At 60.8% G+C, this 25,614-nt stretch carries 25 protein-coding genes; 17 read left to right on the top strand and 8 right to left on the bottom strand.

Annotated elements, in window-relative coordinates; translation table 11 throughout:
• Positions 1 to 5: 5 nt before the first annotated feature.
• Positions 6 to 806 (top strand): metallophosphoesterase family protein, encoded by an 801-nt coding sequence (locus CGLAUT_RS07525; RefSeq protein ID WP_095660175.1) that lies wholly within the window; start codon positions 6 to 8, stop codon positions 804 to 806.
• Entirely contained in the window at positions 806 to 1,459 is a 654-nt protein-coding gene (locus CGLAUT_RS07520) for a 4'-phosphopantetheinyl transferase family protein (RefSeq protein ID WP_095660174.1), read from the top strand. Before CGLAUT_RS07525 ends, CGLAUT_RS07520 begins: the two co-directional genes overlap by 1 nt.
• Positions 1,460 to 1,477: 18 nt before the next feature.
• Here the strand turns inward: CGLAUT_RS07520 and truB are convergent, their stop codons facing one another.
• Positions 1,478 to 2,368 carry a tRNA pseudouridine(55) synthase TruB gene (truB, locus tag CGLAUT_RS07515; RefSeq protein ID WP_198304869.1) on the bottom strand — a complete coding sequence of 297 codons (891 nt, stop codon included), beginning with the start codon at positions 2,366 to 2,368 and terminating at the stop codon, positions 1,478 to 1,480.
• 30 nt (positions 2,369 to 2,398) lie between these two features.
• On the opposite strand from truB, the gene CGLAUT_RS07510 reads away from it, so the two are divergent.
• The 5 genes from CGLAUT_RS07510 (at position 2,399) to CGLAUT_RS07490 (ending at position 8,535) form a co-directional block, all read left to right on the top strand.
• Complete coding sequence (locus tag CGLAUT_RS07510) at positions 2,399 to 3,397, top strand: bifunctional riboflavin kinase/FAD synthetase (RefSeq protein WP_198304867.1); 999 nt, start codon at positions 2,399 to 2,401, stop codon at positions 3,395 to 3,397.
• 42 nt (positions 3,398 to 3,439) lie between these two features.
• The gene (locus tag CGLAUT_RS07505) at positions 3,440 to 4,402 is read left to right on the top strand and encodes a nucleoside hydrolase (RefSeq protein ID WP_095660173.1); all 963 of its coding nucleotides are present in this window, start codon (positions 3,440 to 3,442) and stop codon (positions 4,400 to 4,402) included.
• An 82-nt stretch (positions 4,403 to 4,484) separates the two neighbouring features.
• Positions 4,485 to 4,754 (top strand): 30S ribosomal protein S15, encoded by a 270-nt coding sequence (gene rpsO / locus CGLAUT_RS07500; protein ID WP_095660172.1) that lies wholly within the window; start codon positions 4,485 to 4,487, stop codon positions 4,752 to 4,754.
• 176 nt (positions 4,755 to 4,930) lie between these two features.
• Complete coding sequence (locus CGLAUT_RS07495; RefSeq protein ID WP_232507077.1) at positions 4,931 to 7,219, top strand: polyribonucleotide nucleotidyltransferase; 2,289 nt, start codon at positions 4,931 to 4,933, stop codon at positions 7,217 to 7,219.
• Positions 7,220 to 7,272: 53 nt separating this feature from the next.
• Positions 7,273 to 8,535 carry a copper oxidase gene (locus CGLAUT_RS07490; RefSeq protein ID WP_095660170.1) on the top strand — a complete coding sequence of 421 codons (1,263 nt, stop codon included), beginning with the start codon at positions 7,273 to 7,275 and terminating at the stop codon, positions 8,533 to 8,535.
• A gap of 1 nt (position 8,536) precedes the next feature.
• Here the strand turns inward: CGLAUT_RS07490 and CGLAUT_RS07485 are convergent, their stop codons facing one another.
• Positions 8,537 to 8,938, bottom strand: coding sequence for a cupredoxin domain-containing protein (locus CGLAUT_RS07485; protein ID WP_157731289.1), 402 nt, complete (start codon positions 8,936 to 8,938; stop codon positions 8,537 to 8,539).
• Positions 8,939 to 8,949: 11 nt separating this feature from the next.
• Positions 8,950 to 9,273, bottom strand: coding sequence for a hypothetical protein (locus CGLAUT_RS07480; RefSeq protein WP_290184377.1), 324 nt, complete (start codon positions 9,271 to 9,273; stop codon positions 8,950 to 8,952).
• Positions 9,274 to 9,431: 158 nt separating this feature from the next.
• Here CGLAUT_RS07480 and CGLAUT_RS07475 point away from each other — a divergent pair, with 158 nt between their 5' ends.
• The gene (locus CGLAUT_RS07475) at positions 9,432 to 10,781 is read left to right on the top strand and encodes an IS256 family transposase (RefSeq protein WP_290184376.1); all 1,350 of its coding nucleotides are present in this window, start codon (positions 9,432 to 9,434) and stop codon (positions 10,779 to 10,781) included.
• A gap of 697 nt (positions 10,782 to 11,478) precedes the next feature.
• A complete protein-coding gene (locus CGLAUT_RS07470) occupies positions 11,479 to 12,333 on the top strand; it encodes a helix-turn-helix transcriptional regulator (protein WP_290184375.1) in 855 nt (284 codons plus the stop codon).
• On the opposite strand, the gene CGLAUT_RS07465 is transcribed toward CGLAUT_RS07470, so the two are convergent.
• Both CGLAUT_RS07465 and CGLAUT_RS07460 read right to left on the bottom strand, forming a co-directional pair.
• Entirely contained in the window at positions 12,317 to 13,897 is a 1,581-nt protein-coding gene (locus CGLAUT_RS07465) for a succinic semialdehyde dehydrogenase (protein WP_425551694.1), read from the bottom strand. The two genes, CGLAUT_RS07470 and CGLAUT_RS07465, sit on opposite strands and share 17 nt — an antisense overlap.
• A gap of 111 nt (positions 13,898 to 14,008) precedes the next feature.
• The gene (locus tag CGLAUT_RS07460; RefSeq protein ID WP_290184373.1) at positions 14,009 to 15,100 is read right to left on the bottom strand and encodes an oxygenase MpaB family protein; all 1,092 of its coding nucleotides are present in this window, start codon (positions 15,098 to 15,100) and stop codon (positions 14,009 to 14,011) included.
• Positions 15,101 to 15,393: 293 nt separating this feature from the next.
• On the opposite strand from CGLAUT_RS07460, the gene CGLAUT_RS07455 reads away from it, so the two are divergent.
• Both CGLAUT_RS07455 and CGLAUT_RS07450 read left to right on the top strand, forming a co-directional pair.
• Entirely contained in the window at positions 15,394 to 15,969 is a 576-nt protein-coding gene (locus CGLAUT_RS07455) for a DUF6230 family protein (protein ID WP_290184372.1), read from the top strand.
• Complete coding sequence (locus CGLAUT_RS07450; RefSeq protein ID WP_290184371.1) at positions 15,959 to 17,413, top strand: DUF6114 domain-containing protein; 1,455 nt, start codon at positions 15,959 to 15,961, stop codon at positions 17,411 to 17,413. Before CGLAUT_RS07455 ends, CGLAUT_RS07450 begins: the two co-directional genes overlap by 11 nt.
• 82 nt (positions 17,414 to 17,495) lie before the next feature.
• On the opposite strand, the gene CGLAUT_RS07445 is transcribed toward CGLAUT_RS07450, so the two are convergent.
• The 3 genes from CGLAUT_RS07445 to CGLAUT_RS07435 form a co-directional block, all read right to left on the bottom strand.
• Entirely contained in the window at positions 17,496 to 18,419 is a 924-nt protein-coding gene (locus CGLAUT_RS07445; protein WP_290184370.1) for an oxygenase MpaB family protein, read from the bottom strand.
• A gap of 34 nt (positions 18,420 to 18,453) precedes the next feature.
• Positions 18,454 to 19,245 (bottom strand): NAD(P)-binding protein, encoded by a 792-nt coding sequence (locus CGLAUT_RS07440; protein WP_290184369.1) that lies wholly within the window; start codon positions 19,243 to 19,245, stop codon positions 18,454 to 18,456.
• 214 nt (positions 19,246 to 19,459) lie between these two features.
• Positions 19,460 to 19,924 (bottom strand): AMIN-like domain-containing (lipo)protein, encoded by a 465-nt coding sequence (locus CGLAUT_RS07435; protein WP_290184367.1) that lies wholly within the window; start codon positions 19,922 to 19,924, stop codon positions 19,460 to 19,462.
• On the opposite strand from CGLAUT_RS07435, the gene CGLAUT_RS07430 reads away from it, so the two are divergent.
• The 6 genes from CGLAUT_RS07430 to CGLAUT_RS07405 all read left to right on the top strand — a co-directional run bounded on the left by CGLAUT_RS07430 (position 19,923) and on the right by CGLAUT_RS07405 (position 25,542).
• Complete coding sequence (locus tag CGLAUT_RS07430; RefSeq protein WP_290184365.1) at positions 19,923 to 20,132, top strand: hypothetical protein; 210 nt, start codon at positions 19,923 to 19,925, stop codon at positions 20,130 to 20,132. The genes CGLAUT_RS07435 and CGLAUT_RS07430 overlap by 2 nt on opposite strands.
• Positions 20,133 to 20,182: 50 nt before the next feature.
• Entirely contained in the window at positions 20,183 to 20,929 is a 747-nt protein-coding gene (gene dapB, locus CGLAUT_RS07425; protein ID WP_095660160.1) for a 4-hydroxy-tetrahydrodipicolinate reductase, read from the top strand.
• Between the two features lie 3 nt (positions 20,930 to 20,932).
• Positions 20,933 to 21,685, top strand: a complete 753-nt coding sequence (gene thyX / locus CGLAUT_RS07420) for an FAD-dependent thymidylate synthase (RefSeq protein WP_290184363.1) — start codon at positions 20,933 to 20,935, stop codon at positions 21,683 to 21,685.
• Positions 21,686 to 21,761: 76 nt separating this feature from the next.
• Entirely contained in the window at positions 21,762 to 22,670 is a 909-nt protein-coding gene (gene dapA, locus CGLAUT_RS07415; RefSeq protein WP_290184361.1) for a 4-hydroxy-tetrahydrodipicolinate synthase, read from the top strand.
• A gap of 2 nt (positions 22,671 to 22,672) precedes the next feature.
• The gene (locus CGLAUT_RS07410) at positions 22,673 to 24,742 is read left to right on the top strand and encodes a ribonuclease J (RefSeq protein WP_290184360.1); all 2,070 of its coding nucleotides are present in this window, start codon (positions 22,673 to 22,675) and stop codon (positions 24,740 to 24,742) included.
• 164 nt (positions 24,743 to 24,906) lie between these two features.
• Positions 24,907 to 25,542 carry a TIGR03085 family metal-binding protein gene (locus CGLAUT_RS07405; RefSeq protein ID WP_095661117.1) on the top strand — a complete coding sequence of 212 codons (636 nt, stop codon included), beginning with the start codon at positions 24,907 to 24,909 and terminating at the stop codon, positions 25,540 to 25,542.
• Positions 25,543 to 25,614: the final 72 nt, after the last annotated feature.

The raw sequence follows: 25,614 nt of genomic DNA, 5'->3' as shown, positions 1-25,614 counted from the left end.
TATCCATGACCACTTTGTGGGCGGTAAGCGATCTGCACGCGGCGGTGAAAGCCAACTCGCTGCGCATTGACGCAATCCAACCCACGGATCCGAGCGACTGGCTGATCGTCGCCGGTGACGTGGCGGAGCGCCATGACCTCATCGTGCGCGTCATGCGGAAATTCGTAGAACGCTTCGACACCGTGATTTGGGTGCCGGGCAACCACGAGCTGTTCTCGCGCTCTGCGGACCGGCACCGGGGACGCGACAAGTACACGGCGCTGGTGCAGTCCATGCGTGAGATGGGCGTGGTTACACCGGAGGATCCCTACCCGGTGTTCGGCGGCGTCACCATCTGTCCGTTGTTCACCCTCTACGACTACTCGTTCCGCGGCCCGGGCATGACCGTCGAGGAGGCGGTGGATGCCGCGAAGCGGCGCAACATCATGATGACGGATGAGTTCGCCATCGCCCCGTTCGTCGATGTGCGCGCGTGGTGCTGGGACCGCCTTGCCTACACCACGAAACGCCTCTCCCGGATAGACGGGCCGACGGTCCTGATCAACCACTGGCCGTTGGTGCAGGAGCCGACCATGAAGATGCGCTGGTCTGAGATCGCACTGTGGTGCGGAACTCGCCACACCCGCAGCTGGCCGCAGCGCTACCACGCCAACGCGGTGATCTACGGCCACCTTCACATGCCGGGTGCCATGCAGATTGACGGGATCAAGCACGTTGAGGTTTCGCTCGGCTACCCCCGCGAATGGGAGGCACGGGAGCACGAGGCCATCCCGTTCCCATATCCGGTGATGGAGGTTAAACCGTGATGCAAGACCTTTCTCTCTTCCCGGAGGCCGCCCGTGTCGTTTACCTTCGCAACGATGATGCGCAGGACCTGACCAACTACCGCGATCTGCTGCCCTCCGAACGGGCCCAGGTCTCCGAGGCCAGGGATATTCGAAAAGGGGAGTTCGGCGATGCGCGATGGTGCGCCCATCAAGCATTAAAGGAACTTGGCTTAACGACGACGGAGGCGATCCTCCGGGGCGAACGCGGCATGCCGCTTTGGCCGAAAGGATTCACCGGCTCGTTGACGCACACCGATGGCCTGCGCGCCGCGGTTGCAGCTCCGACGCGCACAGTGCGCTCGATGGGGCTCGACGCGGAGCCGGCGAAACCGCTCCCCGACGGTGTGCTGCGCCAGATCGCCCGCGAGAACGAACTCACGATGGTCTACCAGATGCAGCAGGACGGCCACGAGTGGGCTGACCGCCTCCTGTTCTGCGCGAAGGAAGCCACGTACAAGTGCTGGTTCCCGCTGACGCGACGCTGGTTAGGTTTCGACGAGGCGGAAATCGAGATCCGCACCGACGGCACGTTCACCTCGCAGCTGCTCGCGCGCCCCACGCCAGCACCGTATTTTGAGGGCCGCTGGGTCGTTCGAGGCGGCTACGTCATCGCCTCTGCTTTTCTCGAGTGAGCGCGGGAGACGGGGGCGTTAACTCAGCGTCGACGGGCGGGCGACAAACGTCGTCGCAAGTCGTTTGCCTTGCTCTTTGACCAACGCTACAACGCGGCCGTCGGGTCCTTGAGCAGCGTGCACGCCCTTGAGTCCCCGCGGCTCGAGCCATTTGCCCATGGCGAGGGCTTCGTATTCGTCTTGGGTGACGTCGAGCACCGGCCAGCCGCGGGTGAGCGCCTCATCCATGGAAAGCGACAGAGCTGGCGAGGCCTCAAGGTCCGTCAACGTGCTGGCCTCGTCGAGGGAGAAGGGGCCGACACGCAGGCGTCGCAAAGCAATTAAGTGCCCGCCGACCTGAAGATGTTCACCGAGGTCTCTTGCGAGCGCGCGGATGTAGGTGCCGGAGGAACAGTGCACGCGCGCGTCGATGTCGACGTGCTCTCCCCGGCGAACTGTGTACTCAAACGAGTGCACGGTGACCGGGCGGGCAGGGATGTCCACTTGCTCGCCGGCGCGAGCGAGCTCGTGGGCGCGTTTGCCGTCGATCTTGATGGCGGACACTGTGGCTGGGACCTGCATGATGTCGCCGGTGAGGTGCTCGATAGCGGTGGCGATCTGCTCATCGGTGACGCCGCTTGCGTCCGTGGTTGCGGTGACTTCGCCTTCGGCGTCATCGGTAGTGGTCGCGGCGCCGAGCCTGATCGTGGTTTCGTAGACCTTGTCCTCGGCGACCAGGTGGGCGAGGAGCTTCGTGCCGCGTTCAATGCCGGCGACGAGCACACCGGTGGCCATCGGGTCGAGGGTGCCGGCGTGGCCGACCTTTCGAGTGCCGAAGATCCTGCGCAGACGGGCGACAACGTCGTGGCTGGTCATGCCCTCGGGCTTGTCCACGACAACGATTCCGGATGCTGCGAGGGGATCGGTCATGGTTTTTCAGTATGCCGTACTCTATGTCGCGTGAAGATTTTGCATGGTCTCGACGAGGCGCCTGCTGATTTCGGTCAACCCGAAGGCGAAGGGGGCGCAGGGGGCGCTACCGGCACCGTCGTCACCATTGGAGTCTTCGACGGGGTACACCGCGGGCACCAGTTGTTGATCTCTCAGGCAGTCCAGACCGCGCGGGAGCTCGGCGTGCCCAGCGTGGTGATGACCTTCGACCCCCACCCGCGCACGATCTTCGCCCCGGATTCGGCGCCGTCCGTCCTGCTTCCTCTGGAAGAGCGCGCCCGGATTATCGCTGATTTAGGTGTGGACTACCTGCTGGTGATCGATTTCCGCGTTGAGCTAGCCGGGATGAGCCCCGAGGAGTACTTCTGCGACGTGCTCGCTGAACGTCTGCGTGCCCGCCACATCATCGTGGGGGAGAACTTCACCTTCGGGCGCGATGCCGCCGGTACCGCACAGACCATGGCCCAGCTCGGGGAACAGTACGGGGTGGATGTGACCATCGTGCGCCTACTTTCCGACGGGGGCGTGCGCATCTGTTCCACCGCGATTCGCGACGAGCTCGCGGGCGGAAACTTGGATGTGGCCACCGATTACATGGGCCGGCCGTTCTCCGTGATCGCGATGATTGAGCGTGGTGCGGGCCGCGGGGGCCGCGAGTTGGGCTATCCCACGGCGAACCAGTATGTAGCTGAATCTGCGGCACTCCCCGGCGACGGGGTCTACGCCGGCTGGCTGACCATCATCGACGACGGCCCGATCGCCGGCGACATGGAACCCGGGGTGCGCTACCCGGCCGCGATCTCTGTGGGCACCAACCCCACCTTCGGTGACGAGCGGCGCAGCGTGGAGTCCTACGTCCTGGACCGCGATGCCGACCTATACGACAGGATGGCGCGGGTTGAGTTCGTGGAAAAGGTCCGAGATATGGTCAAGTTCGACACCGTCGATGAGCTGCTCGAGCACATGGCCCGCGATGTCGCGCGCACTCGCGATACCCTAGGCGTTTAACACCGGCTCCGAAACACCCTTCACGACGAAAGGCGCTCTCCCGTGGCACGAAAAATCATCCTCGACGTAGATACCGGCATCGACGACGCACTCGCCATCGCATATGCACTCGGTTCGGAGGAGCTTGAACTGATCGGTGTCACTGGCACCTACGGCAATGTGCTGGTGCCCACCGGTACCCGCAATGCGCTCGCGATCTTGGAGCTGTTCGGCCGCGAGGATGTTCCCGTGTACGCGGGTCCGGGCCATGCACGCGCCAAGGACTCTTTCGAGGTGCTCGAGATCTCCGAGTTCATCCACGGGAAGAACGGCATCGGTGAAGCCCAGATTCCGGACGCGAAGCGTGAGGTGGAGGCGAAGTCCGCCGTGGACTTCATGGTTGAGTCCGTGCGCGAGTACGGGGACGAGCTGGTGATTGTGCCGGTGGGGCCTTTGACGACGGTGGCTGCTGCGATGGAAGCGAACCCGGAGTTCGCTGCCAACGCCCACATTGTGAACATGGGCGGCGCGCTCACCGTGCCGGGCAATGTCTCGGCTTGGGCTGAGGCGAACATCAACCAAGACCCCGAGGCTGCCGACATGGTCTTCCGCGGTGTCGGCGATATCACCATGATCGGCCTTGATGTCACCCTGCAGACGCTGCTCACCACAGAGGAGACTGCGAAGTGGGAGGCGCTTGGGACCACCGGTGGTGACTTCCTGGCCGCGGCAACGAACTACTACATCAAGGCGTACGAGACCACCGCGCCCTACCTCGGCGGCTGTGGCTTGCACGACCCGCTGGCCGTCGGTGTAGCGGTGGACCCAACGTTGGTGACCACCATCGACATCAACATGAAAACGGACACCGAGGGCGAGACCCGCGGCCGCACGATTGGCGACGAAACCAGGCTGAACGACGCGGAGAAAACCGCGCATGTGGCGGTCGCGGTTGACGTTCAGCGCTTCTTGGGCGAGTTTATGCGCCGACTCACCGATTTGGCCGCTGCCACGCCATCCAGGTAAACTCTTCACCCGGCTTGTACTGCGGTCCGCGGCAGTTCAGGCAGCAGAAGATGCGGACTGAAATAACTAAGGAGAATTCCTCATGGCTTTGTCCACTGAGCAGAAGGCAGGCATCCTCAAGGAGTACGGCCTGCACGAGACCGACACCGGTTCCCCGGAGGCACAGGTTGCGCTGCTGACCGAGCGCATCAACAACCTCACCGAGCACTTGAAGTACCACAAGCACGATCACCACTCCCGCCGTGGTCTGCTGCTGCTGGTCGGCCGCCGTCGCGGTCTGCTGAAGTACCTGCGCGAGAACAACGTTGAGCGCTACCGCGAGCTCATTGCGCGACTCGGTCTGCGCCGCTAAGCGCAACGTCGATAAGCGAAAAGCTTTTGCCCGCCTGCTTGAAGGCGGGCTTTTTTGTTGCTGGGGTAAAGCTGTGCGAGCTGGTAGTATGTCAAAACGTTGCATGTAAAGACAAAGAAGCACACATGGGCGGCACCGAGGATCGCCACGATTTGCACCCGAGGAGAGGGATCTTTTTGCGTAACTTCACCCCGAAGAACTCGTACGAAGTCGTTGTTGATGAGGAGTTCGGTATCACCGAAGCCGAGGTCCAGATCGATAACGGCGATTTCGGCTCGCGCACAATCCGTTTTGAAACCGGCCAGCTCGCGCGCCAGGCAGACGGGTCGGTGACGACCTACCTGGACGACGACACGATGATGCTGTCTACCGTGACTGCCTCGAACCAGCCGCGCGAGGGCTTTGACTTCTTCCCGCTGACCGTTGATGTGGAAGAGCGCATGTATGCAGCCGGCAAGATCCCGGGCTCGTTCTTCCGCCGCGAAGGTCGCCCGTCCACCGAGGCGATCCTGGCGTGCCGTCTGATCGACCGTCCGCTTCGCCCAACCTTTGTCAAGGGTTTGCGCAACGAGGTGCAGGTCGTGGTCACCGTCATGAGCATGAACCCGGAGGAGTACTACGATGTCGTAGCAATCAACGGCGCTTCCGCAGCGACTCAGCTGTCCGGTCTGCCGGTGTCCGGCCCAGTCGGTGGCGTGCGCATGGCGCTGATTGCAGACGACAAGCATCCTGAGGGACAGTGGGTGGCTTTCCCGAACCACGCTCAGCACGAGCGCGCGTTGTTCGAGATGGTCGTTGCCGGTCGCATTGTGGAGCGCAAGCGCGGCCGCAAGACCGAGCAGGACGTGGCCATCATGATGGTTGAGGCTGGCGCAGGTGCCAACGTGGTCCAGCTGGTGGCAGACGGAGCACCGGCTCCCACTGAGGCGACCGTCGCTGAAGGCCTCGAGGCTGCGAAGCCGTACATCAAAACACTCTGCGAGGCGCAGCATGCGCTGGCAGATCAGTGCGCAGCTGGTGAGAAGGAGTTCCCGCTCTTCCCGGCCTACTCCGACAAGGTGTACTCCGAAGTAGAGAAAAAGGCCGCGAAGAAGCTGGCCAAGATCATGACCATCGCGGGCAAGGCCGAGCGTGAAGACGCATCGAACGCATACATGGAGGAGATCGAGGACGATCTCATGGACAAGTTCGACATTGACGACGATGAGGCTGACGAGCGCTCCGCCGCGTCGAAGGAGATCCGCGCCGCCTACAACGCCGTGATGAAGAACATCGTGCGCGAAAAGATTCTCACCGAGGGCTTTCGTATCGACGGCCGCGGAATCACCGACATCCGCGATCTCGAGGTGGAAGTCGAGCTCATCCCTCGCGCCCACGGCTCGGCGCTGTTCGAGCGCGGCGAGACCCAGATTCTCGGTGTCACCACGCTTGACATGCTGAAAATGGAGCAGCAGATCGATTCGCTCACCCCGGAGACGTCGAAGCGCTACATCCACCACTACAACTTCCCGCCGTACTCCACCGGTGAGACGGGCCGTGTGGGCTCGCCGAAGCGCCGCGAGATCGGCCACGGTGCGCTGGCGGAGCGTGCGCTGACCCCGGTGATTCCATCGCGCGAGGAGTTCCCGTACACCATCCGCCAGGTGTCAGAGGCGCTGGGTTCCAACGGCTCCACTTCCATGGGTTCGGTGTGCGCCTCGACCCTGTCGCTGTACAACGCGGGCGTGCCGCTGGCAGCCCCGGTCGCGGGTATCGCGATGGGCCTCGTCTCCGGCGAGGTCAACGGTGAAACCGAGTACGTCGCACTGACGGACATCCTTGGTGCCGAGGACGCGTTCGGCGACATGGACTTCAAGGTTGCCGGCACCCGTGAGTTCATCACCGCACTGCAGCTGGACACCAAGCTCGACGGCATCCCGTCCGACGTGCTGGCGAATGCGCTGGAGCAGGCGCGTGACGCCCGCGAAGCAATTCTGGACACGATGGCGGAGGTCATCGAAGGCCCGGACGAGATGAGCCCGCTGGCACCGAAGATCACTACGGTCACCGTGCCAGTGTCCAAGATCGGTGAGGTGATCGGCCCGAAGGGCAAGACCATCAACCAGATCACCGAGGACACCGGCGCCGAGGTCACCATTGAGGACGACGGTACGATCTACGTTTCAGCCACCCAGGGTTCTGCCGCCGACGCTGCGATTGAGAAGATCAACGCGATTGCGAACCCGCAGATGCCGAAGGTGGGGGAGCGCTACCTGGGCACCGTAGTCAAGACCGTGGCGTTCGGCGCGTTTGTGTCTATCCTGCCTGGCACTGACGGCCTGATCCACATCTCCAACCTGGGCGGCAACACCCGGATCGAGAACGTCGAAGACGTGATCAACGTGGGTGACAAAGTTGAGGTGGAGATCCGCGACATCGATAACCGCGGCAAGATCTCCCTCGTCCCGGTCGAGGACGGGGCGTAGAGGCATCATTTAACCCGGATCCGTCCGTAGAAATTGCGTGATAGGATTCCAGCATGCCGGAGAGAGCCGCTGCTTCGGGGCGGGAAGCCCAACGCTGGAATCCCCGGGTCTGGCACCGTAAGGTGTCGCGCCCCGTCACAGTGTGGATCGGGGTGTTTCTTGCCGTAGGACTAGCGCATCCATTGATACCGGAATCACGGTGGTTGCTCGTCCACATTTTCACACTGGGCATTCTGACGAACTCGATCACGGTCTGGTCCCAGAACCTCACCGAGCGCTTTCTACACCGTCGGCTCGATGACGACGCTCGCCCTGCGCAGCTGTTGCGGTCGCGGCTATTGAACCTTGGCATTCTGGTGGTGTTAGCGGGCCAGATCATTCGGCCGGTTTTTGAACGGCACTGGCAAATCACGGCGTGCGGTGCGGTCGTCGTGTGTGCGGCTGTTGCATGGCATGGTTTGGTAATCTTTCGCCAGCTCCAGGCTGCTGGCAAGGCACAACGATTTCGCCCCGTGGTTGGCGGATACGTGGCCTCTGCTGTCTTCCTCGTTATCGGCGCGATATTCGGCATCGCCCTGGCGATCGATTTGCCGGGCCAATGGCAAAACCGGATCTTGGTGGCGCATCTACTGTGCAACCTTGGTGGGTTCGTGGGGTTGGCTGCTGCGTCGTCGCTGACGGTGCTCTTCTCTGCCATGTGGCGTGTTAACCGCACATTGGACAGGCCAGGCACCATGCTTGGTGCCGCATGCCTGGGCATTGTTATTGGAGTTGCTGGAGCACTGGCAGGGAACAAGATCGCCGTAGGGGCGGGCGTGCTGTGTTATGCGGGGGCATGGGCGTTTGCGCTGCAGACATGGGTGGCTGCTGTGTTGGGGACTGTGGGGGAGCGTAAACAACGGGCTACTTACTGGAGTCTCTCTGCACTCGCCGCGGTTGTCTGGCTGGTTGCCGCAGCGGTTTGGTTGGGCGTTCGAATTCTTTCTGCTGACGAGTTTGGGTTCCCCGGCAGCGCACCGGTGCTTCCGCTTCTCGTCGGGTTCGCGGCGCAACTGCTTTTTGGGACCATGAGCTACCTGCTTCCCACGACGATGGGTGGAGGGCCAGCGGCTACGCGGGCGGGTCTCTCTGAGCTGAATCGTGGCGGGATACTCCGCGTCGTGTTGTTCAACGTTGCGCTGAGCTGTTGGCTCGTTGTGCCGAGTTCGATCGCGAAAATCGCGTTCAGTGTGGTGGTGTTCGGCTGCCTTACCGCGTTTTTGCCGCTGATAGGACGCGGAGTTCGTGCACAACGAGCTGTGATTGCTGCGAGATAGCTTATTCGCGGACGGTCACGTCGTAGACCATCCCCATCGCCTTATGGCCTGCCTTGGTGCACCAGCCTTGCGTGTCAGATTCGAACGTGCCGAAATCATAAACCACAGAGTCACCTGGGTAGATAGGGCCAGTGAAGCCGCTGCCGAGCTTCAGGTTATGTTCACGCGAGTCGTCGTTAGTGATTCGCAGCACCACATGAGTCGACGAATCGACTTCGATACTAGACGGGGTGAATTCCATACCGGTGATGCGGATATCTTGCAGCGCTGGACCATCCGGGGACTGAGACGATTCGCCGCGCACAAGTGCGCAGATCGTAGCTGTCGTGATTAATGCGGCGACAATTAACCATGCGAGTACATCAGCGCGTCGTGAAACAACTTGGGCTGCGCGGGTAGTCATGTTGGGATTGTTCATACGTTGCGCTTCACTTTCACTATCGAGGTCGACAAGGCTATGACATGCCAAATAATCGCTGCGGCCATGAAAGCCGCGCCGGCGGCCGGAGAGACTGCGATGGCGATCAGCCCGCCGAAGTTGAGCATCGCTGCGCGAAAGCAAAGACCCGCCGCGAGACGATCGCGGGCCGCTGCAGAACCAGTGAGCACAGGCACAAGCTGCGATGTCGCCCCCAATACGGACTGTGCAAAACCAGCGCCAAGAAGAGCAAGTAGCGCTCCTGCCGTGCCGAGGCGCGCAGTAGAGCCGGCAATGAGTGCGACCGCGTCCCCGATCATGCAGGCAAGAACCCACAAGATGCCACAAGTGATGTGGAGGGAGGCGGCATTGAGGGATGCGTCGGCACGGATGACCTGCGTGATTGTCGGAAACAGAACCCACGAGGGTGCCAGGAAGTTTGTGTGTGAGGCTCTGATCTGAAGGAGTTTCACCGATAATGACTACTGTGTCACCGAAGAAAAGCCACGACCCGTCCAGGGTCAACGAGATCAGCGAGAAGCTGATGGATAACCCCGAGCTCGCAAAGCTCATCGGGGAGCTGTCCACCTCCACCGACGACGCCAGCGAGCTGGTCAAGGGGCTTTTGCAGGCGTCGATCAACGCCGGCCTGCAGGCGGAGATGGATGCCCATTTGGGCTACGAACACTCCGACCGCAAAGCGAAAGCCCAGGTAACAGATGCTGGTGGTGGCAACCACCGAAACGGGTCGTACACCAAGACCGTCGATTCCGGCTACGGCCCTGTTGAGGTCACGATGCCACGGGATCGCGCGGGCACGTTCACCCCGCAGATGGTGCCCAAAGGCTCCCGTCGGCTCACAGAGCTCGACGACATGATTATCTCGCTGTACGCCGGCGGGATGACCGTGCGAGATATCCAGCACCATCTCGCCACCACCCTGGGGGTGGATATGAGCCCGGATACGATCAGCACCATTACCGATGCGGTCTTAGAAGAGGTCATGATCTGGCAAAACCGCCAGCTCGACGAGTTTTACCCAGTGATCTTCCTCGACGCGCTACGCGTGAAGATCCGTGACGGCCACCGCGTGGTCAACAAGGCTTGCTACATGGCGGTTGGTGTCGACATGGACGGCATCAAGCACATCCTGGGATTGTGGATCGCTGACAATGAAGGCGCCGCATTTTGGGCATCGGTGTGCGCAGATCTGGCCAACCGCGGGGTCCAGGACGTGTTCATTGTCTGCTGCGACGGGCTCCAAGGCCTGCCAGAAGCCGTGGAGGCAACCTGGCCGAATTCCATGGTGCAGACCTGCATCGTGCACCTGATTCGGGCGGCGAACCGGTGGGTGTCGTATCAGGACCGCAAAGGCGTCTCTCGCGCGCTGCGTGAGGTCTACACCGCTCCCAATGAGGAGACGGCACGCGCCAGCCTGGATGCTTTCGAGGCCAGTGAGCTGGGCCTAAAATACCCCCAGTCGGTCAAAGTCTGGCGCGACGCTTGGGAGCGGTTCGTGCCGTTTCTGCAGTTCCCGCCTGCGGCCAGGCGGGTGCTCTACACCACCAATTCGATCGAGTCGCTGAATGCTGAACTGCGTAAAGCTACCCGTAACAGGGGCCAGTTCCCGAACGATACCGCGGCGTTGAAGACGCTGTGGTTGATGATCTGCAACATCGAGGACAAGCGCGCTGCGCAGCGGGCGAAGAAAGCCAAGCGCGACGTTGAGTGCAACGGCTATATTGAAGGAGCGAAAGCCACCGGGTGGAAACAAGCCATCAACCAACTAGCCGTGGCTTACCCCGACCGATTCGCGGACTACTTGTAAACCAAGCCCCCGCACACAAAGAATCGGACACCCTCGAACCCACGCCGACACCACCGCGGCACCCGCCAGGAATACGCCCCCTGTGCGTGACCAGCCAGCCGCAATGCAAGCTGAAGCCCCCACCACCAGAACGCCATAAGCAGCGAAGATTCGCGCGTGTTGAAATCGAGAGACCATGGGTACTCCCGCGACAGTCGGTAGAAACGTGATCACCGTTCCCACGAGAGTGATCCATCCAAAACCCCACACTGCGGAGCGCGCATGTGCAGCGATCAACGGGTCATGCCTATCGACGAACTGCGCCGCGATGGCAAACCCGATCGCAAGTGCGAGCAGTAAGGCGGCGATGACGTAGGACCACGAGGTGGTTGCAAGGTGGTTGGCGAAGGCTTTCCGGTGCATTCGCGCGAGCGTTGTTGCATGCCAGAGCATTACCGCAGCGATGAGGCACGCCGCCATCGTGTGCACCGTTGTCCAAGCGGGGCGCAGGAGCATCACTATCAGAGCACCCTGTAGTAGCGCGATTTTGACTGCCAGCGGCCACAAGGCTTGCAGTGGCCCGCGAGTGAGCGCTGCTGTGAAGTGGGTAGAGTACCCGATGACAGCAGTGGTCAGCGCGCCAAGAGTGAATGCGTGGATGCATGCCCACCAAGAAATCGACGCACCTTTCAGTGCCCCCATACACAGGAGCGCTGAAATGAGTATCCACGCACCAATCAAGACTGCGAGGGCCGTCTGCCACGCAATGTGCGCGGCCACACTATTTTTCACGGTTTTTATCGTACAATTCTTTGCGACAAAGGATGTCGCTGCGTACTTCCAGAAAGGCTTTACAACGGTGGGAGACAGCAATCACAACGGCGACGTAACCTCGCCGCCTCAGTCGACAGCCGCGCTCATCGGAGAGGGCGCCGTCTCAAGCGCAAAGCAACATGAAATCCTTCGTGTACTTCACCAAAACGGCGGGATTGCCGATGTGACGCTCCTTTCCAAGGCCCTGAACATGCACCCAAATACTGTGCGAGGGCACTTGGACTCACTCATCGACGGCGGGTTGGTATCCGCCACGCCCGTAAAAACTTCCGGCCGGGGCAGGCCGGCCCTGCAATATCGTGTGCGGACTCCACAACAAGCGACCATCGCTGATGCCTACATCGATTTAATTGGTCTGCTCGCCGGCACACTCGACAGCGGTGGGAGTGGCATAACTGACCCAGAGGGCATTGGTCGGGCATGGGCGGCGGCACGAAGCGCTGCATCAGGTTTGGCTGAGTCGCAATCGACGGTGAGCACCATCGAAGCGCTACTCGACGAGCTGGCTGTGCTCGGGTTCGATCCGTACATCCGAGAATCGGGTGAATTGGGTTTGTGCTCATGCCCCTTCATTAGGAGGGACGGCGCGGTGCCGCCACCGTATATTTGCCGCCTCCATGCCGGGTATTTGCGAGGACGCGTGGGTGGCACCACCGTTACGCTGAATCCGTTTGATCAACCAGGGGAATGCGGAATCTCCTTGCACGATGGCGGGGAGTCGGCTACGGCAGGAACTTGAGTTTCTTACCCAAGTCGAGAGCGGTGGTCATCAGTTGACCGTAGTACTTCCGCGGCATCTGCTTCGGCCCGCGCATTGGCATGATTCGCTGTTGCGCGATGTTCTTCACCTCGGTGTACTTGGTGATGCCTTCTGGTCCGTGCCGGCGCGCCATGCCGGACTCCTTTACGCCGCCAAGTGGCGTGGAGATTGAGGCCCACGTTGCAGCGTAGCCGTCGTTAATGGTGACGCTGCCCGATTCGATCTGAAAAGCGAGGCGCTCAGCAGTCTCCGCCGCGCCAAAGACAGAGGCGTTCAATCCGTAATATGTGCTGTTGGCAAGTTCAACCGCTTCGTCGAGACTAGCAACTCGCTTGACATACACCACCGGGCCAAACACCTCTTGGGTCTCGAGATTGGTGCCTTCACCGAGGTCGGCGAGAATGGTGGGCTCGAAGTGGAATGGACCAACGTCCGGGCGAGCGATGCCACCGGTGATCACCGTCGCGCCTTTGACCACTGCGTCGTCCACAAACGCTGTGACGCGGTCGAGCTGATCTTGGTTGATCAGTGAACCCATGTTGTAATCCCAGTTGAGCCCGGACCCCAGTGTGAGCTTCTCGGTGGCTGCCGTGAACGCCGTCAAGAACTCGTCGTAAATGTCTTTGTGAACATAGATCCGCTCGATGGACACGCAGAGCTGGCCTGAGTTGGAGAAGCATGCAGTGGTGATGGTGTCGATGTGACGGGCGATATCCGCGTCCGGTGCGATGACCATCGGGTTCTTGCCACCGAGTTCTGCGGAGTAGCCGACGAGACGCTCGCCGACGATCTTGCCGAGGAGCTTGCCGGTCTTTGTTGACCCTGTGAACATGAGGTAGTCGCAGCGCTCTGCGATCGCTTGGCCCACGACTTCACCGGAGCCGGTAACGATCTGGAAGAGGTCGTGCGGCAAACCGGCGTTGAGCAGTAGATGCAGTGAAATCAGATTGGAGAACGGGGTTTGCCAATCCGGCTTCGCCACAACACCGTTGCCGGCGATCAGCGCCGCAATTGCATCCGAGACACCCAGCGCCAAGGGGTAATTCCATGGGCTGATCTGCCCGACGATTCCCTTTGGAACCCGCTGCAGCGTCGTACTGGTGATCACTGGGAAAGCACCGGCCTGGTCTTTGGTTGCCAGGAATTTCTCCGCATTGTTGGCGTAGTACCGCGCATTGTTCATCACATCTAGGACTTCGTCGTATGCGGCGGTGCGGTCCTTGCCGGTTTCAAGCTGCACAATGTCGGCCAGCAGATCGCGGTGCGCCTTGACCAAATCGTGAAAGCGTTTGAAAACGCGGGCGCGCGAAGCGATGCTGCGCTCCTGCCACTGCTGTTGTGCGCGGCGGGAAAGCTCGAAAGCCTTAATCACGTCATCCGCCGAGCCGACGCCGACGAACCCCAACGGCTCGCTGAGAAATGGGGAGGTCACCTCCCGAAGCTCACCTTTGTCCAACGATCCGGACTTTGCGTTGGTGGAGTGCAGGAGGAGTTTTCGAGCGAAGTCTTCGGGCAGCGGGCGTTCTTGCAAACGATTCGGAATCATGATCTTTTCTCTCGGAAGTGCGGGTGTCGGAAAGCACGATGCCCCAGGCACCGGCTGTCACCGGCAGTCAGTGTCAGCGGTACTGGGGCGGATCGTGAATAAGCAGATTTAGATCGGGCAACCAGCGGCTCGGGCCTCGTCGGAAGGGCCGTCCTTCTTATCGGTCTTTGCGTCGGATCCCTCTGCGGTCTCTTCACTGTGACCGTATGGTGCAGCAAGCTTAGGCTCTTTGTATTCGCCATCGATCATGCCGTGCTTGATCATCATGCTGCGACCAGGCTCCATGTAGCGCTTATCTTCCGGCAGCTTCTCGAACGCCTTGCGGATGAAGTTTGCCAGACGGTCGAAACGCTTCTGGTCCTTCTCAGTCCAGTCCAAGTCGAGGATCTCGCGCTGCTTGTCGTTGAGGGTGCCGTAGGTAATCCAGATGACCGAGCGCATGATCGGTTTCCAGATGACGTTCCACACCCGCTGCGACACACCGTCCGGAGGACTCACCGGTTCCACGCGGGCAGTACGTAGGGCAAAGTCGACGGTCTCGTTGCGCTCAAGGACGGTGTTTTCCATCTCCTTGAAGTACTCGATATAACCGTCGAGGGTGTCGATCACAGGGCGCTCCGACATGCCATACATGTCCCACCACGTCACACCCTCCTGGATGATCTGCTCCTTCTCCTCGCGGGTGAACGGGGTGCCGAAGAGTTCCTGTGCCCAGATCACACGCCAGACGAAGGTGGCGTGCGCCCACCAGTACACGTCCGGGTTCAGCGAGTGGTAACGAGTTCCGTCGCGAAGCGTGCCCTTAATGCCGTGATGGTAGTCGCGGATCTGCTTCGCGCGGGTGCCATCGTCATAGATCGAGTAAATAATCTGCGGGGTGGAGCGCTCGAGGCGAGAGAATGGCTCCTCGAAGAACTTCGAGTGGTCCAGCAGGGACTGACCAATTGCCGGATGCATATTCTGCAGCACGCCGGTGTAGCCGCGCAGCAAGTGAATGCGGTTGTCGGAGCCCCACTTCCAAAGCAGCGAATCTGGGCCGAGCGGAGCGCGTTTCAGCTCCCGCTTCCCGCGGTTGCTCGAATCGTCGAATTTCTCGAGCGAGTCGAAGTCGGTAGCGGCACCGGAATCGGGCCGACCGTTTTCGTCGTGCTCGCTCTTATGGCCGTCACTATTGCGGCCGGTCGACAATGCGTTAGACATATGCAGCTTCCTTGAACTAGCTGGGGCAGTGAACTCACTGTGAACGCTAGCACAGTGCCCTATCGCCTGAAGTGTGAGTCACTCGATAAGGATTGGGGTCGATTTTGGGTTGCAACGAAGCGTCCCGAAGATGGCTTTGTTGTCCTGACCATGGGAGAACGACGTAACGAGCTAGACGTGGCGAAATTGTGATGTAGACCTAGGGAGCGTGTTAGTGTGTTGAAATTAATAATCACCTGAGTGGGCGTACCGTTCTGTATGCGCCCGGCATTTCGTCTGAGAAAGGCATCCCGATGGGCAGAATCAATGGCAAGAAGGCGGCCGCAGCGCTAACGGTGAGCATGCTTGCCTTCGGTGTGACGGGTGTTGCAGTGGCTCAGGGTGGGTTGACAGCCAACCTGGCGCTTTCGGGAACCTTCTTCAAGGTCAGCATGAGCCACCTGGAGGGAGAAGACTTTTCCCTTTTCATGGACAAAGAAGACATGGCCGGTGACAATATCCCGGTTGCCCGACTGAAGTTTGGTCATGCGGTGGCCTCGAACCTCTGCCTGTCGGCGACACTTCCTGACATCCCTGCGGTGGGGGAAGGTACGTTGCAGCTCATCGCGAAGGGCGACGGCAGCGTGGAAGTCGCCGACTTGCTGGTCGGCGCCAGCGACATCAAGGGCGCGCTGAACCTCACTGACGCGTCAGTGGGCATCGATGCCTCGCAGGTGATTCCGTCGGCAAGTGAGGGTGCATGGGGTCTCTATTCCAGCAAAGTGTCGCTGAGCGCAGAAGACATCAAGGCCACTGCGGTGGGTGCAAAGAAGCTCAGCGCTAAGGGTGTCACCGTGACGGTGAAGAAGGGTCACGAGAATGCCTGCTAAATCCGTCAAGGATGAGCGGGACGACTTCGACGATTACATTGAGGACGATCTCGCTCGTAATGATGAGATCGATACGGTTCCGCCCGGGCCCACTCAGGTAGCCGAAAACGCCAAGAGCGCAGGCGGTTCCGGAACCAGCCGCACCGGGTTTGCCGCATGGCGAAACTCGAGACCGTTTTGGCCTGGGCTCCTCGTCATCATCTCGGGCATCATCATGCTCGCCCCGGCTTACTTCACCATCCGCATTTCGGACTTGCTGGTGATGATTTCCACCATCTCGGGTGTTTCGACACTGCTAATCGGTGCCTTGCTGATCATGTTCGGACTCGGGATGTGGCTGCAACCAGCCGCGGTGGTGTACCTCGGTGTCCTCAGCATATTGGTAGCTCTTATTGCGTTACCTGCCTCAAACATTGGCGGTTTCATTATCGGAACGCTCACCGGCATCATCGGTGGCTCACTCGCACTCGCTTGGGAGAGCGGGGACCGAAAACCACGGAGGAAGCGTCGATCGCACAGGGGTATGAACGCGACAGATGGTGCGGCAGCCGAGGCGGCCGACGCGCCCGCTACCCAGGGTGATTCAGCGCGTGCTATCCCGCCCACCGGAGGCTCGACGAGGGTAATCACAGGGTCGACCGCGCAGTCCATCATCGCTGTCATCGGATGCGTCACCGTTGTTGGACTGAGCCTCGCGGAATCGCGCACGGTCTACGCGCAGGAACCGGCTCCGGCCCCCGCAGCTCTGCCAGTCGGTCTGCCACAGGTGCCAACACCGAGCGATATTCTCGTCGACTTGGAGTCGCGCATCCCCGCTCCGCCTCAGCTGCCGCAGCCGCCGGCACTACCAAGTCCCGGTGAGCCCCCGCACATTCCAATCCCGGATTCAGTTACTGTGCCGGGCCTCGGTGAAATCGTCTCTCCTGCAACTGACGAAGTGCCGCCTCCCGGTAAGCCCTCACCCTCGGGCAATGTCAGCGTCGTCACCGCAGATAGTGTTGTACTGACCGGCAGCGTTCACGTGACCCTGGAGGAGCTTCCGGTCGGGGGAACAATCCAGCGGGTCCTGGTTCTCTCCGGTGACAAACTCGTTGCCAAGAACCTGGGACTCACCATCCCTGGTCTCTTGGACGACGGGTTCCTTGCCACCGGGCCGATTGACACCACTGTTGCTAACGGACCGGTGCGCGTAATTGCCACCGGGCTTACCGCCACCCCTGCGGTCGCAAATGCTTCTACAGTCCCGGTTGCAGTGGATCTCAACGGCACGGTTGTTTCAGTGCTGGATCAACTTGGCATCCCAACTCCCAATGATGTCCCCCAAGTCAATGTGCCAAACGCTGTCATGGACCAGATTTCACTACGAAACGTCACCCTTCAGATGGTGAGTCTTTACGGCATGAACTTCAACGCTCCCGGCGTTGAGCTGTCTGCCTCGAGGTAGTAGCTTCTTGTCTCGCTCATTGCCTACATGCAAAAAGGCATCGGGATACCCGGCACCTTTTTGCTTGCTCCATTAAGAGGTACTAGCGCAAGTGCTGGGGTTCGAGTACCTCACCGGTCTTTTCTGCCTTGGCGAAGGCTCGCGTCGCGATCGGAACCATACGCGCTTGACGCGGCAACACGGCAAACACGGTTCGAACACCGCGGGAGAAGATATCCAGACGGCGCTGATCTTTCGAGGTCCATTCGAGGCCAACGATGTCGCGGACCTTCTCCGGGAGCAGTCCAATGGCTGCCCACAGCAGGAGTTTGCCGGCGATTGGTGCGATAGGCTTCCACAACCAACGTGGCACGTCTGGGGTCGGTGGATCAAGGGTTAGGCCGTTGACAATGCGGGAACGGTCGATGGTCTCGCTCGGTCCAAGCGTTTCGTACATCCGGTCCATGTAGTCGACGAATTCTGCGTACGTCGTGGGTGCATCGTCTGGCTCTGCGACACCGTAGAAGGTGTACCAAGTGCGACACTCTTGGAAGTACTGCTCTTTCTCCTTGCGCGACATCTTTGGCGACATTTTGCCCTCTAGGAGCAGCGGCATGACAGAGAAGGTTGCGTGCGCCCAGTAGTACACCTCCGGGTTCAACGAGTGGTAGCGCGAACCGTCTGGGTGAGTGCCCTTGACGTTCTTGTGGAAGTCCCGGATCATTGCACCCACTTCGGGGCCTTCGTACACAGTGCGGATGATGGGGAAAGCGGAGCGAACCAGACGCGCGACTTCGTTGTCAAAGACGTTCGACTGCTGCACCAGCGATCGGCTGATGTCCTTCTGGGCGATCTGCAGTAGCCCCGCGGACAGCGCAACGAACAGCGAGCGCCAGTCACCGAAGCGGTCCCACAAGATGGCATCAGGGCCCAGTGGTGGAAGCTGGTCGTGGATTGAGGCGTCGCGGCTGGCGGCATCGCCTTCTACTGAAGCATCGGCTTGAGGATGCGGATCAACGGTGGTCATTGTGTCTCCTTAGCATTAGGTGCTTGCGTGATGGTCACTCACTTGTAGCGGCAGTTTTTCTCGCTGCACGGCGGTCTTCAGATACGTAATTTGAGGCTTGGCTGAACGCGTGGGGATACGGGTCGAACTCGTGCAACACGCCCTTGAGTCCGCTGAGCATTCCGGGCTGCACCAGCCACCTGTCTTGCTTGACCGTGATTGCACCCGGGCCGCGGATCTCAAGCTGTCGCGCATAGCGGCGGCAGTAGTCTGCGCGTGCCTCGGCCACCGCCATGGACTTACCTTCGAGACGAGCATCGGAGGCGTGCGGACCGTCCACAAAAAGCAAGTTGGGCGGCCCAACCACCTCGACTCCCTGGTGCAGGTAAAGATCGTCGACGTCCTGGTGCTTGCGACCGGGGACTTCGATCCAGGGCGATGGTTCGCTCGTCGCCCGAATCAAGATGTCGAACGAGTCGGTTTGTTCGGTGCCGTCCGGTCCGGTGAAGGTGACTACCCATTTGCCTTCCGGCTCGTCGAAGTGAGCGCTGGTGACCTCAGTCGAACCGCGGAAAGTTGCTCCGCTTGCCTCAACAGCCGCATCAAGGTGCTTGACTAGCGATTGAGGTGTTCCATCTGTCCGCGTCTTCTTCAGATACGGAGTCCGGTGATGGAAACGGCGAGACACTTTGCCAGCATCAGGGTCCAGGAAGTGGCCTCCAACTGCTTCACGTCTTTCAAAAAGTACTGTGTCAAAGCCAGAGAATGCGCACTCTGCCGCCGCGCTCGACCCGGCCACCCCAGCGCCTATCACGGCGACCCTCGGGCGGCGATACGGTTTGAACATCTGGTGAACCTCTCAGGACTGGAACCTATGAATTCGCTTAGATCATAATCCATTGGGTCGGTGACCTGAGACACTTTTCTCAAAAAGTTCGAGCGCCGCTACTTTCAGCGCTCATTCCGGGCAGTGCCACCCGAGGGCATCGTTGTCGCGATCCACGCCGGGTCCCATGAGGCGCACGCGCGCCGCTTCCGGGCGAGCCATCCAGCTGAAGGGGCTACCGCTGAAAATCGACGACGACGCGGGTCGGGTTCTCCAGTGCGTAGACGTTAAAGGGGCGCGCGGAGTCCACGCCGATGAAGTACTGCGTGTCCGCCTCGAACACGCCCCCGTGCACCACACCGGCGACGTTACCGGCTCCAACCAGCCCGCCATCCGGCGAGACTCGAACCGGCCCAATACCAACCAGATCTTCGCGCTCGCTCATCTGCCCCATGGGGGTTCCTTGGATCATCAGCTCAAGGTAAGCCTGCCCAGGAACCTCAACCTCGTTGCCGGAAGCCTGCTGCCGCGGTTCAGGGCTGTATCCGGCGATGAAGCCGGGCTTGCCTGAGCCGGAAAATTCGAACACCACTCGATCAAAGCCATCGTGCGTGCCTGCACGGACATCTTGGATCACCAGCTCGCCGCCTTGCGGAGGAATACGCACTTCCTCCGTGCTAAAGGCCCCCTGCGTCTCCATGTCGTCCGCGAACCTCACGGTGGAGTTCCCGCTCGCGGAGGCGGAAACGGTAGTCGGCGCCGCCACGCTCGTTGTCGAGACCACGGTGGTCTCGGCGGGCTCGGTGACCGTCGGCCCGTCAGTGGTTGCGGTTTGGCTGCATGCAGTCAGGGCCAGGGAAGCAAGGAGCATTATGCTTATCGACGATCGGTTCATGCCCTCACTATAAGAGCGCGAAATAGATCGTCGACAAGCAAAATGCCCAAATGTAAAGGAATCGTGACCATGAAAGTTGGAGTACTGGGTGCGAAAGGGCGCGTTGGATCCGCCGTCGTGGCGGGTGTGAAGGCCGCCGAGGACCTAGAGCTTGTCGCAGAAATTGACCATGGCGATTCGCTGGATGCGCTCGTCGAGACGGGTACTGAGGTCATTGTTGATTTCACGACGCCCAATGCTGTGATGGATAACCTCGAGTACTGCATCTCGCACGGCATTCACTGCGTGGTGGGCACGACTGGTTTCGACGACGAACGCTACGAGCAGGTTCGCCGCTGGTGTGCGGAGTCGGACGGGGTCGGTGTGCTAATCGCGCCGAACTTCGCGATTTCCGCAGTATTAACGATGGCGTTTGCGAAGCAGGCTGCGCCGTTCTTTGAATCAGCCGAAGTGGTGGAGTACCACCACCCGAACAAGCTTGACGCGCCGTCGGGTACCGCTATTAAGACTGCCCAGGGCATTGCCGGCGCTCGGCGCGAGGCGGGTTTGGATCCCATGCCAGATGCCACCGAGCAGTCCTTGGACGGTGCGCGCGGAGCAAACGTGGACGGCGTGCATGTACATGCGGTGCGTATGACGGGCATGGTCGCCCACGAAGAGGTCATCTTTGGCACGCAGGACCAGTCCTTGACCATCCGGCAGGATTCGTACGGCAGGGATTCGTTCGTCCCGGGTGTGCTGACCGGCGTGCGCCAGGTGGCCGACTACCCGGGTCTCACAATCGGCCTAGACAAGTACCTGGGGCTTTAAACCATGGCAGTGGAGTCCACGCTGGACGTGCAACTCATCGCCTCCTCGAAGTTCACCATGCCAACCGGTGTTGCGTGGGAGGTGGATGAGGGGGCGACTGACGCCGAGGCGATAGTGGAGTTCGCTGGCCGCGCGTGCTACGAAACGTGGGACAAGCCGAACCCTCACACCCGAGCTAACGACGCGTATCTGCGCCACATTATCGACGTCGGGCATGACGCCCTCCTCGAGCACGCGACGGCGACGATGTATATCCGCGGTTTGTCGCGGGCGGCGGGCAACGAGCTTCTGCGGCACCGGCATTTCTCGTTCTCACAGCTCTCTCAGCGGTACGTTCACGCCGGCGGGGGAGAAGTTGTGGTGCCGGACGCGATCGCGGGCGACGACGAGCTGCGCCGACTGTTTTTGAACGCTGTAGACGAAGCACGTTTCGTCCACGACGAACTCCTCGCGGCTTTAGAAGACAACCTTGCAAGCGAGCCGAACGCGCTGCTGCGTGCGAAGAAGGCTCGGCAGGCCGCGCGGGCGGTGCTGCCCAACGCGACCGAAACCCGGTTTGTGGTTACCGGCAATTTCCGTGCGTGGCGGAGTTTCATTGCAGCTCGAGCATCGGAGCATGCTGACACGGAGATCCGTGGACTGGCTATCGCCTGCCTCGAGCTGCTGCGGGAGGAGTCTCCGGTGCTGTTCAGCGATTTCCTCATTAGCGAGCTTGCCGACGGCACACGCATGGCCACCAGCCCGTACGTGTCGTAGTGACCAAGTGGCGGACCTGAGGGTGTCCGTGTGCTGGTGTGCTTGAGAAAGGTAGGACGGGGTAGTCTATTTTCCCATGGGCACATCTATGAGAGCTAACCGCGGAGCTGAAGTTTTCGGCACTGCCTGCGTTGCCATGGTCACGCCGTTCGATGCATACGGCGACCTTGATCTCGACGCAGGCCGCAAGTTGGCCGCCCACCTCGTGGACAACGGGATGGATTCCCTCGTCTTGGCAGGCACCACCGGTGAATCTCCGACAACGACTGTCGAAGAAAAGCTTGAGCTACTCAAGGCAGTAAAAGAAGAAGTAGGGGATCGGGCACGCTTGATCGCAGGAGCGGGTACAAACAACACCCGCACCACGGTTGAGCTGGCGCAGGCGTCGAGAGACGCAGGTGCTGACGCGCTGCTTGTGGTCACCCCGTACTACTCGAAGCCGTCACAGACCGGCTTGCTTGCCCACTTCACGGCCGTCGCACAAGCGACGGATCTGCCTATCTGTCTCTACGACATCCCAGGTCGATCCGGAATTCCGATTGCGGGTCCAACGATCGCAGAGTTGGCGCAGCTGGACACCGTGCAGGCGGTGAAAGACGCTAAGGGGGATTTCTTCGAAGCCGCTGGGTTGATCCAGAACACTGACCTGGCGTGGTTCTCGGGCGACGACCCGTTGAACCTGCCGTGGCTTGCAATGGGTGCCACCGGCTTCATTTCCGTTGTCGGGCATGCTGCACCGCGTGCACTTCGGGAATTGATCACGAGTTTCGAGGCCGGCGACCTCGCCCGTGCGCGGGAGATTAACGCCAACACCATCGATTTGCTTGCAAAGCAACAAGCAGTCCTCGGTGGTGCAACGTTCGCGAAAGCAGCTCTGCGACTGCAGGGCATTGAGGTTGGAGATCCACGACTGCCCGTCGCCGCGGCGGCGGAAACGCAGATCGAGGCGCTCCGAGACGATATGGAGAAGGCTGGAGTCCTTTAAATATGAATGAACCCCGTAACCGCGCCCGAAAGGTGACGCGTAAGGCAGGCCCGCCGGAGCCCGCAGACCAGCAGCCGGTATTCCAGGCACCTGAGAACCCCGCGTCGAACCAGGGCGGTACCGGTGATTCTGCGGCTGCCGCGACTAACGGCAACGGCCACGGTGGAAACAGCCGTGGCCAGAACGGCAACGGCGGCCATGACGGAAACGGTGGCGGTAATGGCGGAAACGGTAACAACGGTGGCCGCAACCGTCGACGAGGTCGCGGACGCGGTGGCCAGGGAGGCGGCGGCGACCGCCGGAACCCGGTCAAGCAGATGCAGGGCGCGGATTTGACCAAACGCCTGCCTGCTCCACCGAAGGCTGCCAACGGCACACTCCGCATTTACGCCCTCGGCGGCATTTCTGAGGTGGGCCGCAACATGACGGTCTTCGAGTATGACGGCCGACTGCTTATCGTCGACTGTGGCGTGCTCTTCCCGAACTCCGGTGAGCCCGGTGTTGACCTGGTACTGCCTGACTTTGGCCCCATCGAGAACAAGATGGACAAGGTCGAGGCCTTGATTGTTACCCACGGTCACGAAGACCACATCGGCGCCATCCCGTGGCTGCTTAAGCTGCGCCCGGACATCCCGATTTACTCTTCCCGCTTCACCAACGCTCTGATCGCGGCAAAAACCAAGGAGCACCGCCAGCGTCCGAAGCTGCACGAGGTGAACAAGGATTCCGATATCAATGTCGGCCCGTTCCGCCTGCGCTTCTGGCACGTGAACCACTCCATTCCGGAGTGCCTCGGTGTGTCCATCAAGACGGGTGCCGGCCATGTCGTAATGACCGGTGACGTCAAGGTCGATCAGACTCCGTACGACGGTAAGCCGACAGACATCCCGGCACTCGCTCGCTTGGGCGACGAGGGCATTGACTTATTCATGTGCGATTCCACCAACGCCACCATCCCGGGCATTTCCGCCTCGGAGGCCGGAATCGAAGAAACACTGACGCGTCTGGTCTCCCAAGCCCGACAGCGTGTGGTCATCGCGTCCTTCGCTTCGAATGTCGCCCGCGTGCAGATGGCGATCAACGCTGCCGTTGCCAACCACCGCAAGGTGGCCTTCAACGGCCGCTCCATGATGCGCAACATGGAAATCGCCGAGAAGATGAGCCTGCTCAAGGCGCCCAAGGGCACGATCATCCCGATCGAAGAAGCCGCAAAGATGGCGCCGCACAAGACGCTGCTCATCACCACAGGCACCCAGGGTGAGCCGATGGCAGCGCTGAGCCGCATGTCGCGCCGTGAGCACCGCCAGATCACCGTCCGCGACGGCGACACGATCATCCTGTCCTCCTCGCTGATCCCGGGTAATGAAGAAGCGGTGTTCGCCGTGATCAACAACCTCGCACAGATCGGCGCGAACGTGATCACCAATACCGATGCGCACGTGCACGCTTCCGGCCACGGGTACGCCGGCGAGCTGCTCATGCTGTACAACGCTGCGCGACCGACCTGCGCGATGCCGGTGCACGGTGAGTGGCGCCACATGCGCGCCAACAAAGAGCTCGCGATTTCAACCGGTGTGCGCCCGGAGTTCGTTGCTCTCGCGCAAAATGGTGTCGTCGTCGATATGCAGAAGGGCAAGGTCAAAGTCGTCGGTCAGTACCAGGTCGGCCAGCTCTACGTCGATGGTGAGACTATGGGCGATGTCGATCCGGACGTGCTCGCCGACCGCACCTCGCTCGCATCCGGCGGTGTTGTGTCCATCACCTGTGTGATCGATGACAGTACCGGTCGTCTCCTTGAAACCCCGCGCGTGTCCACCACGGGCTTCTCCGAGGATGACCGCGACTTCAACAAGCGTGTCATCGAGGGTGTAGAGACGGTCATGGGTGACCTCGCTGCCGAGGGCGAGAACGACCCGTATCGCATGGTGCAGCAACTGCGCCGCAAGGTGAGCCGCGCGATTGAGCAGAAGTACAAGCGCGAACCGGTCATTCTGCCGACGGTCGTCCCGATGGCAGCTGACAACGTCCCGGTCGACGACAACGAGGTGCACGCTACCCGCGAGTCGCTCTAAGAGCTTTTCGCTTATCGACGGCCCCTTCTGCCGCCGCGGTGCAACGCGGTTGCAGGAGGGGCTGATGTCTCGGAAATGAAACTTCGAGCACCTCATTGCGCCGCTGCCCGGGCGGGGTCGTGCGCGAGAAGTCAACGCCAACCGCCTCCGCTACGCTGGGCGGCATGTCTTTTGCCCAGCAAGAACGCCAACGTCTCGCAGACCTCCTCCTTGAACTCGGTCCAGATGCCCCTACGCTGAACGAGGGGTGGGTGACCAAAGACTTGGCCGCCCACCTGCTTATTCGCGAGCGCAAGCCATGGGCAACCCCGGGAATGTTCCTCAAGCCGCTCGAGCCGGTGCTCGAGCGGGAGGAAGAAAAGCAGCAGTCTCGTGATTACGAGGACATTGTGCGCGAGTGGGCGGCTGGTCCGCCGGCCGCGATGCGCCCGCTGAATTCAGCAATGAATACCGCTGAACACTTCATTCATCACGAGGACGTGCGCCGAGGCGGCGGTGTCATCGAGCCCCGCACGTTCAGCAATCACGTGAACACCCAACTGCTGACCTGGGCGAAACGCTTTGGCACGCTCGCATTCCGTGGTTCGGACGTCCCAGTGGTGCTCACTCCGCCCGAGCAACCGGCCATCACGCTGGGTGGGAAGGCTGGCGTGGCCGAGAAAGGTGACCGTGTGGTGCGGGTGTTCGGTAAACCGGGGGAGTTGCTGCTCTGGGTTTCCGGGCGCGACGCATCTGAAGTTAGGCTCGAAGGCCCAGACGATGCGCTGGAGAGCGTCAAAGGGATCAAGCGCGGGGTTTAGACACTCGCAAAAGCTGTACCTTTCCGTGTGGCGGATGGGAAGAATGTGACTTGGGGTATTAGAGTTACACCC

Origin of the sequence: Corynebacterium glaucum (genome assembly GCF_030408855.1) — a bacterium.
Classification (GTDB): domain Bacteria; phylum Actinomycetota; class Actinomycetes; order Mycobacteriales; family Mycobacteriaceae; genus Corynebacterium; species Corynebacterium glaucum.
Note: the sequence above shows the minus strand (reverse complement) of the source record. Positions and strands in the feature narration are given on the sequence as shown.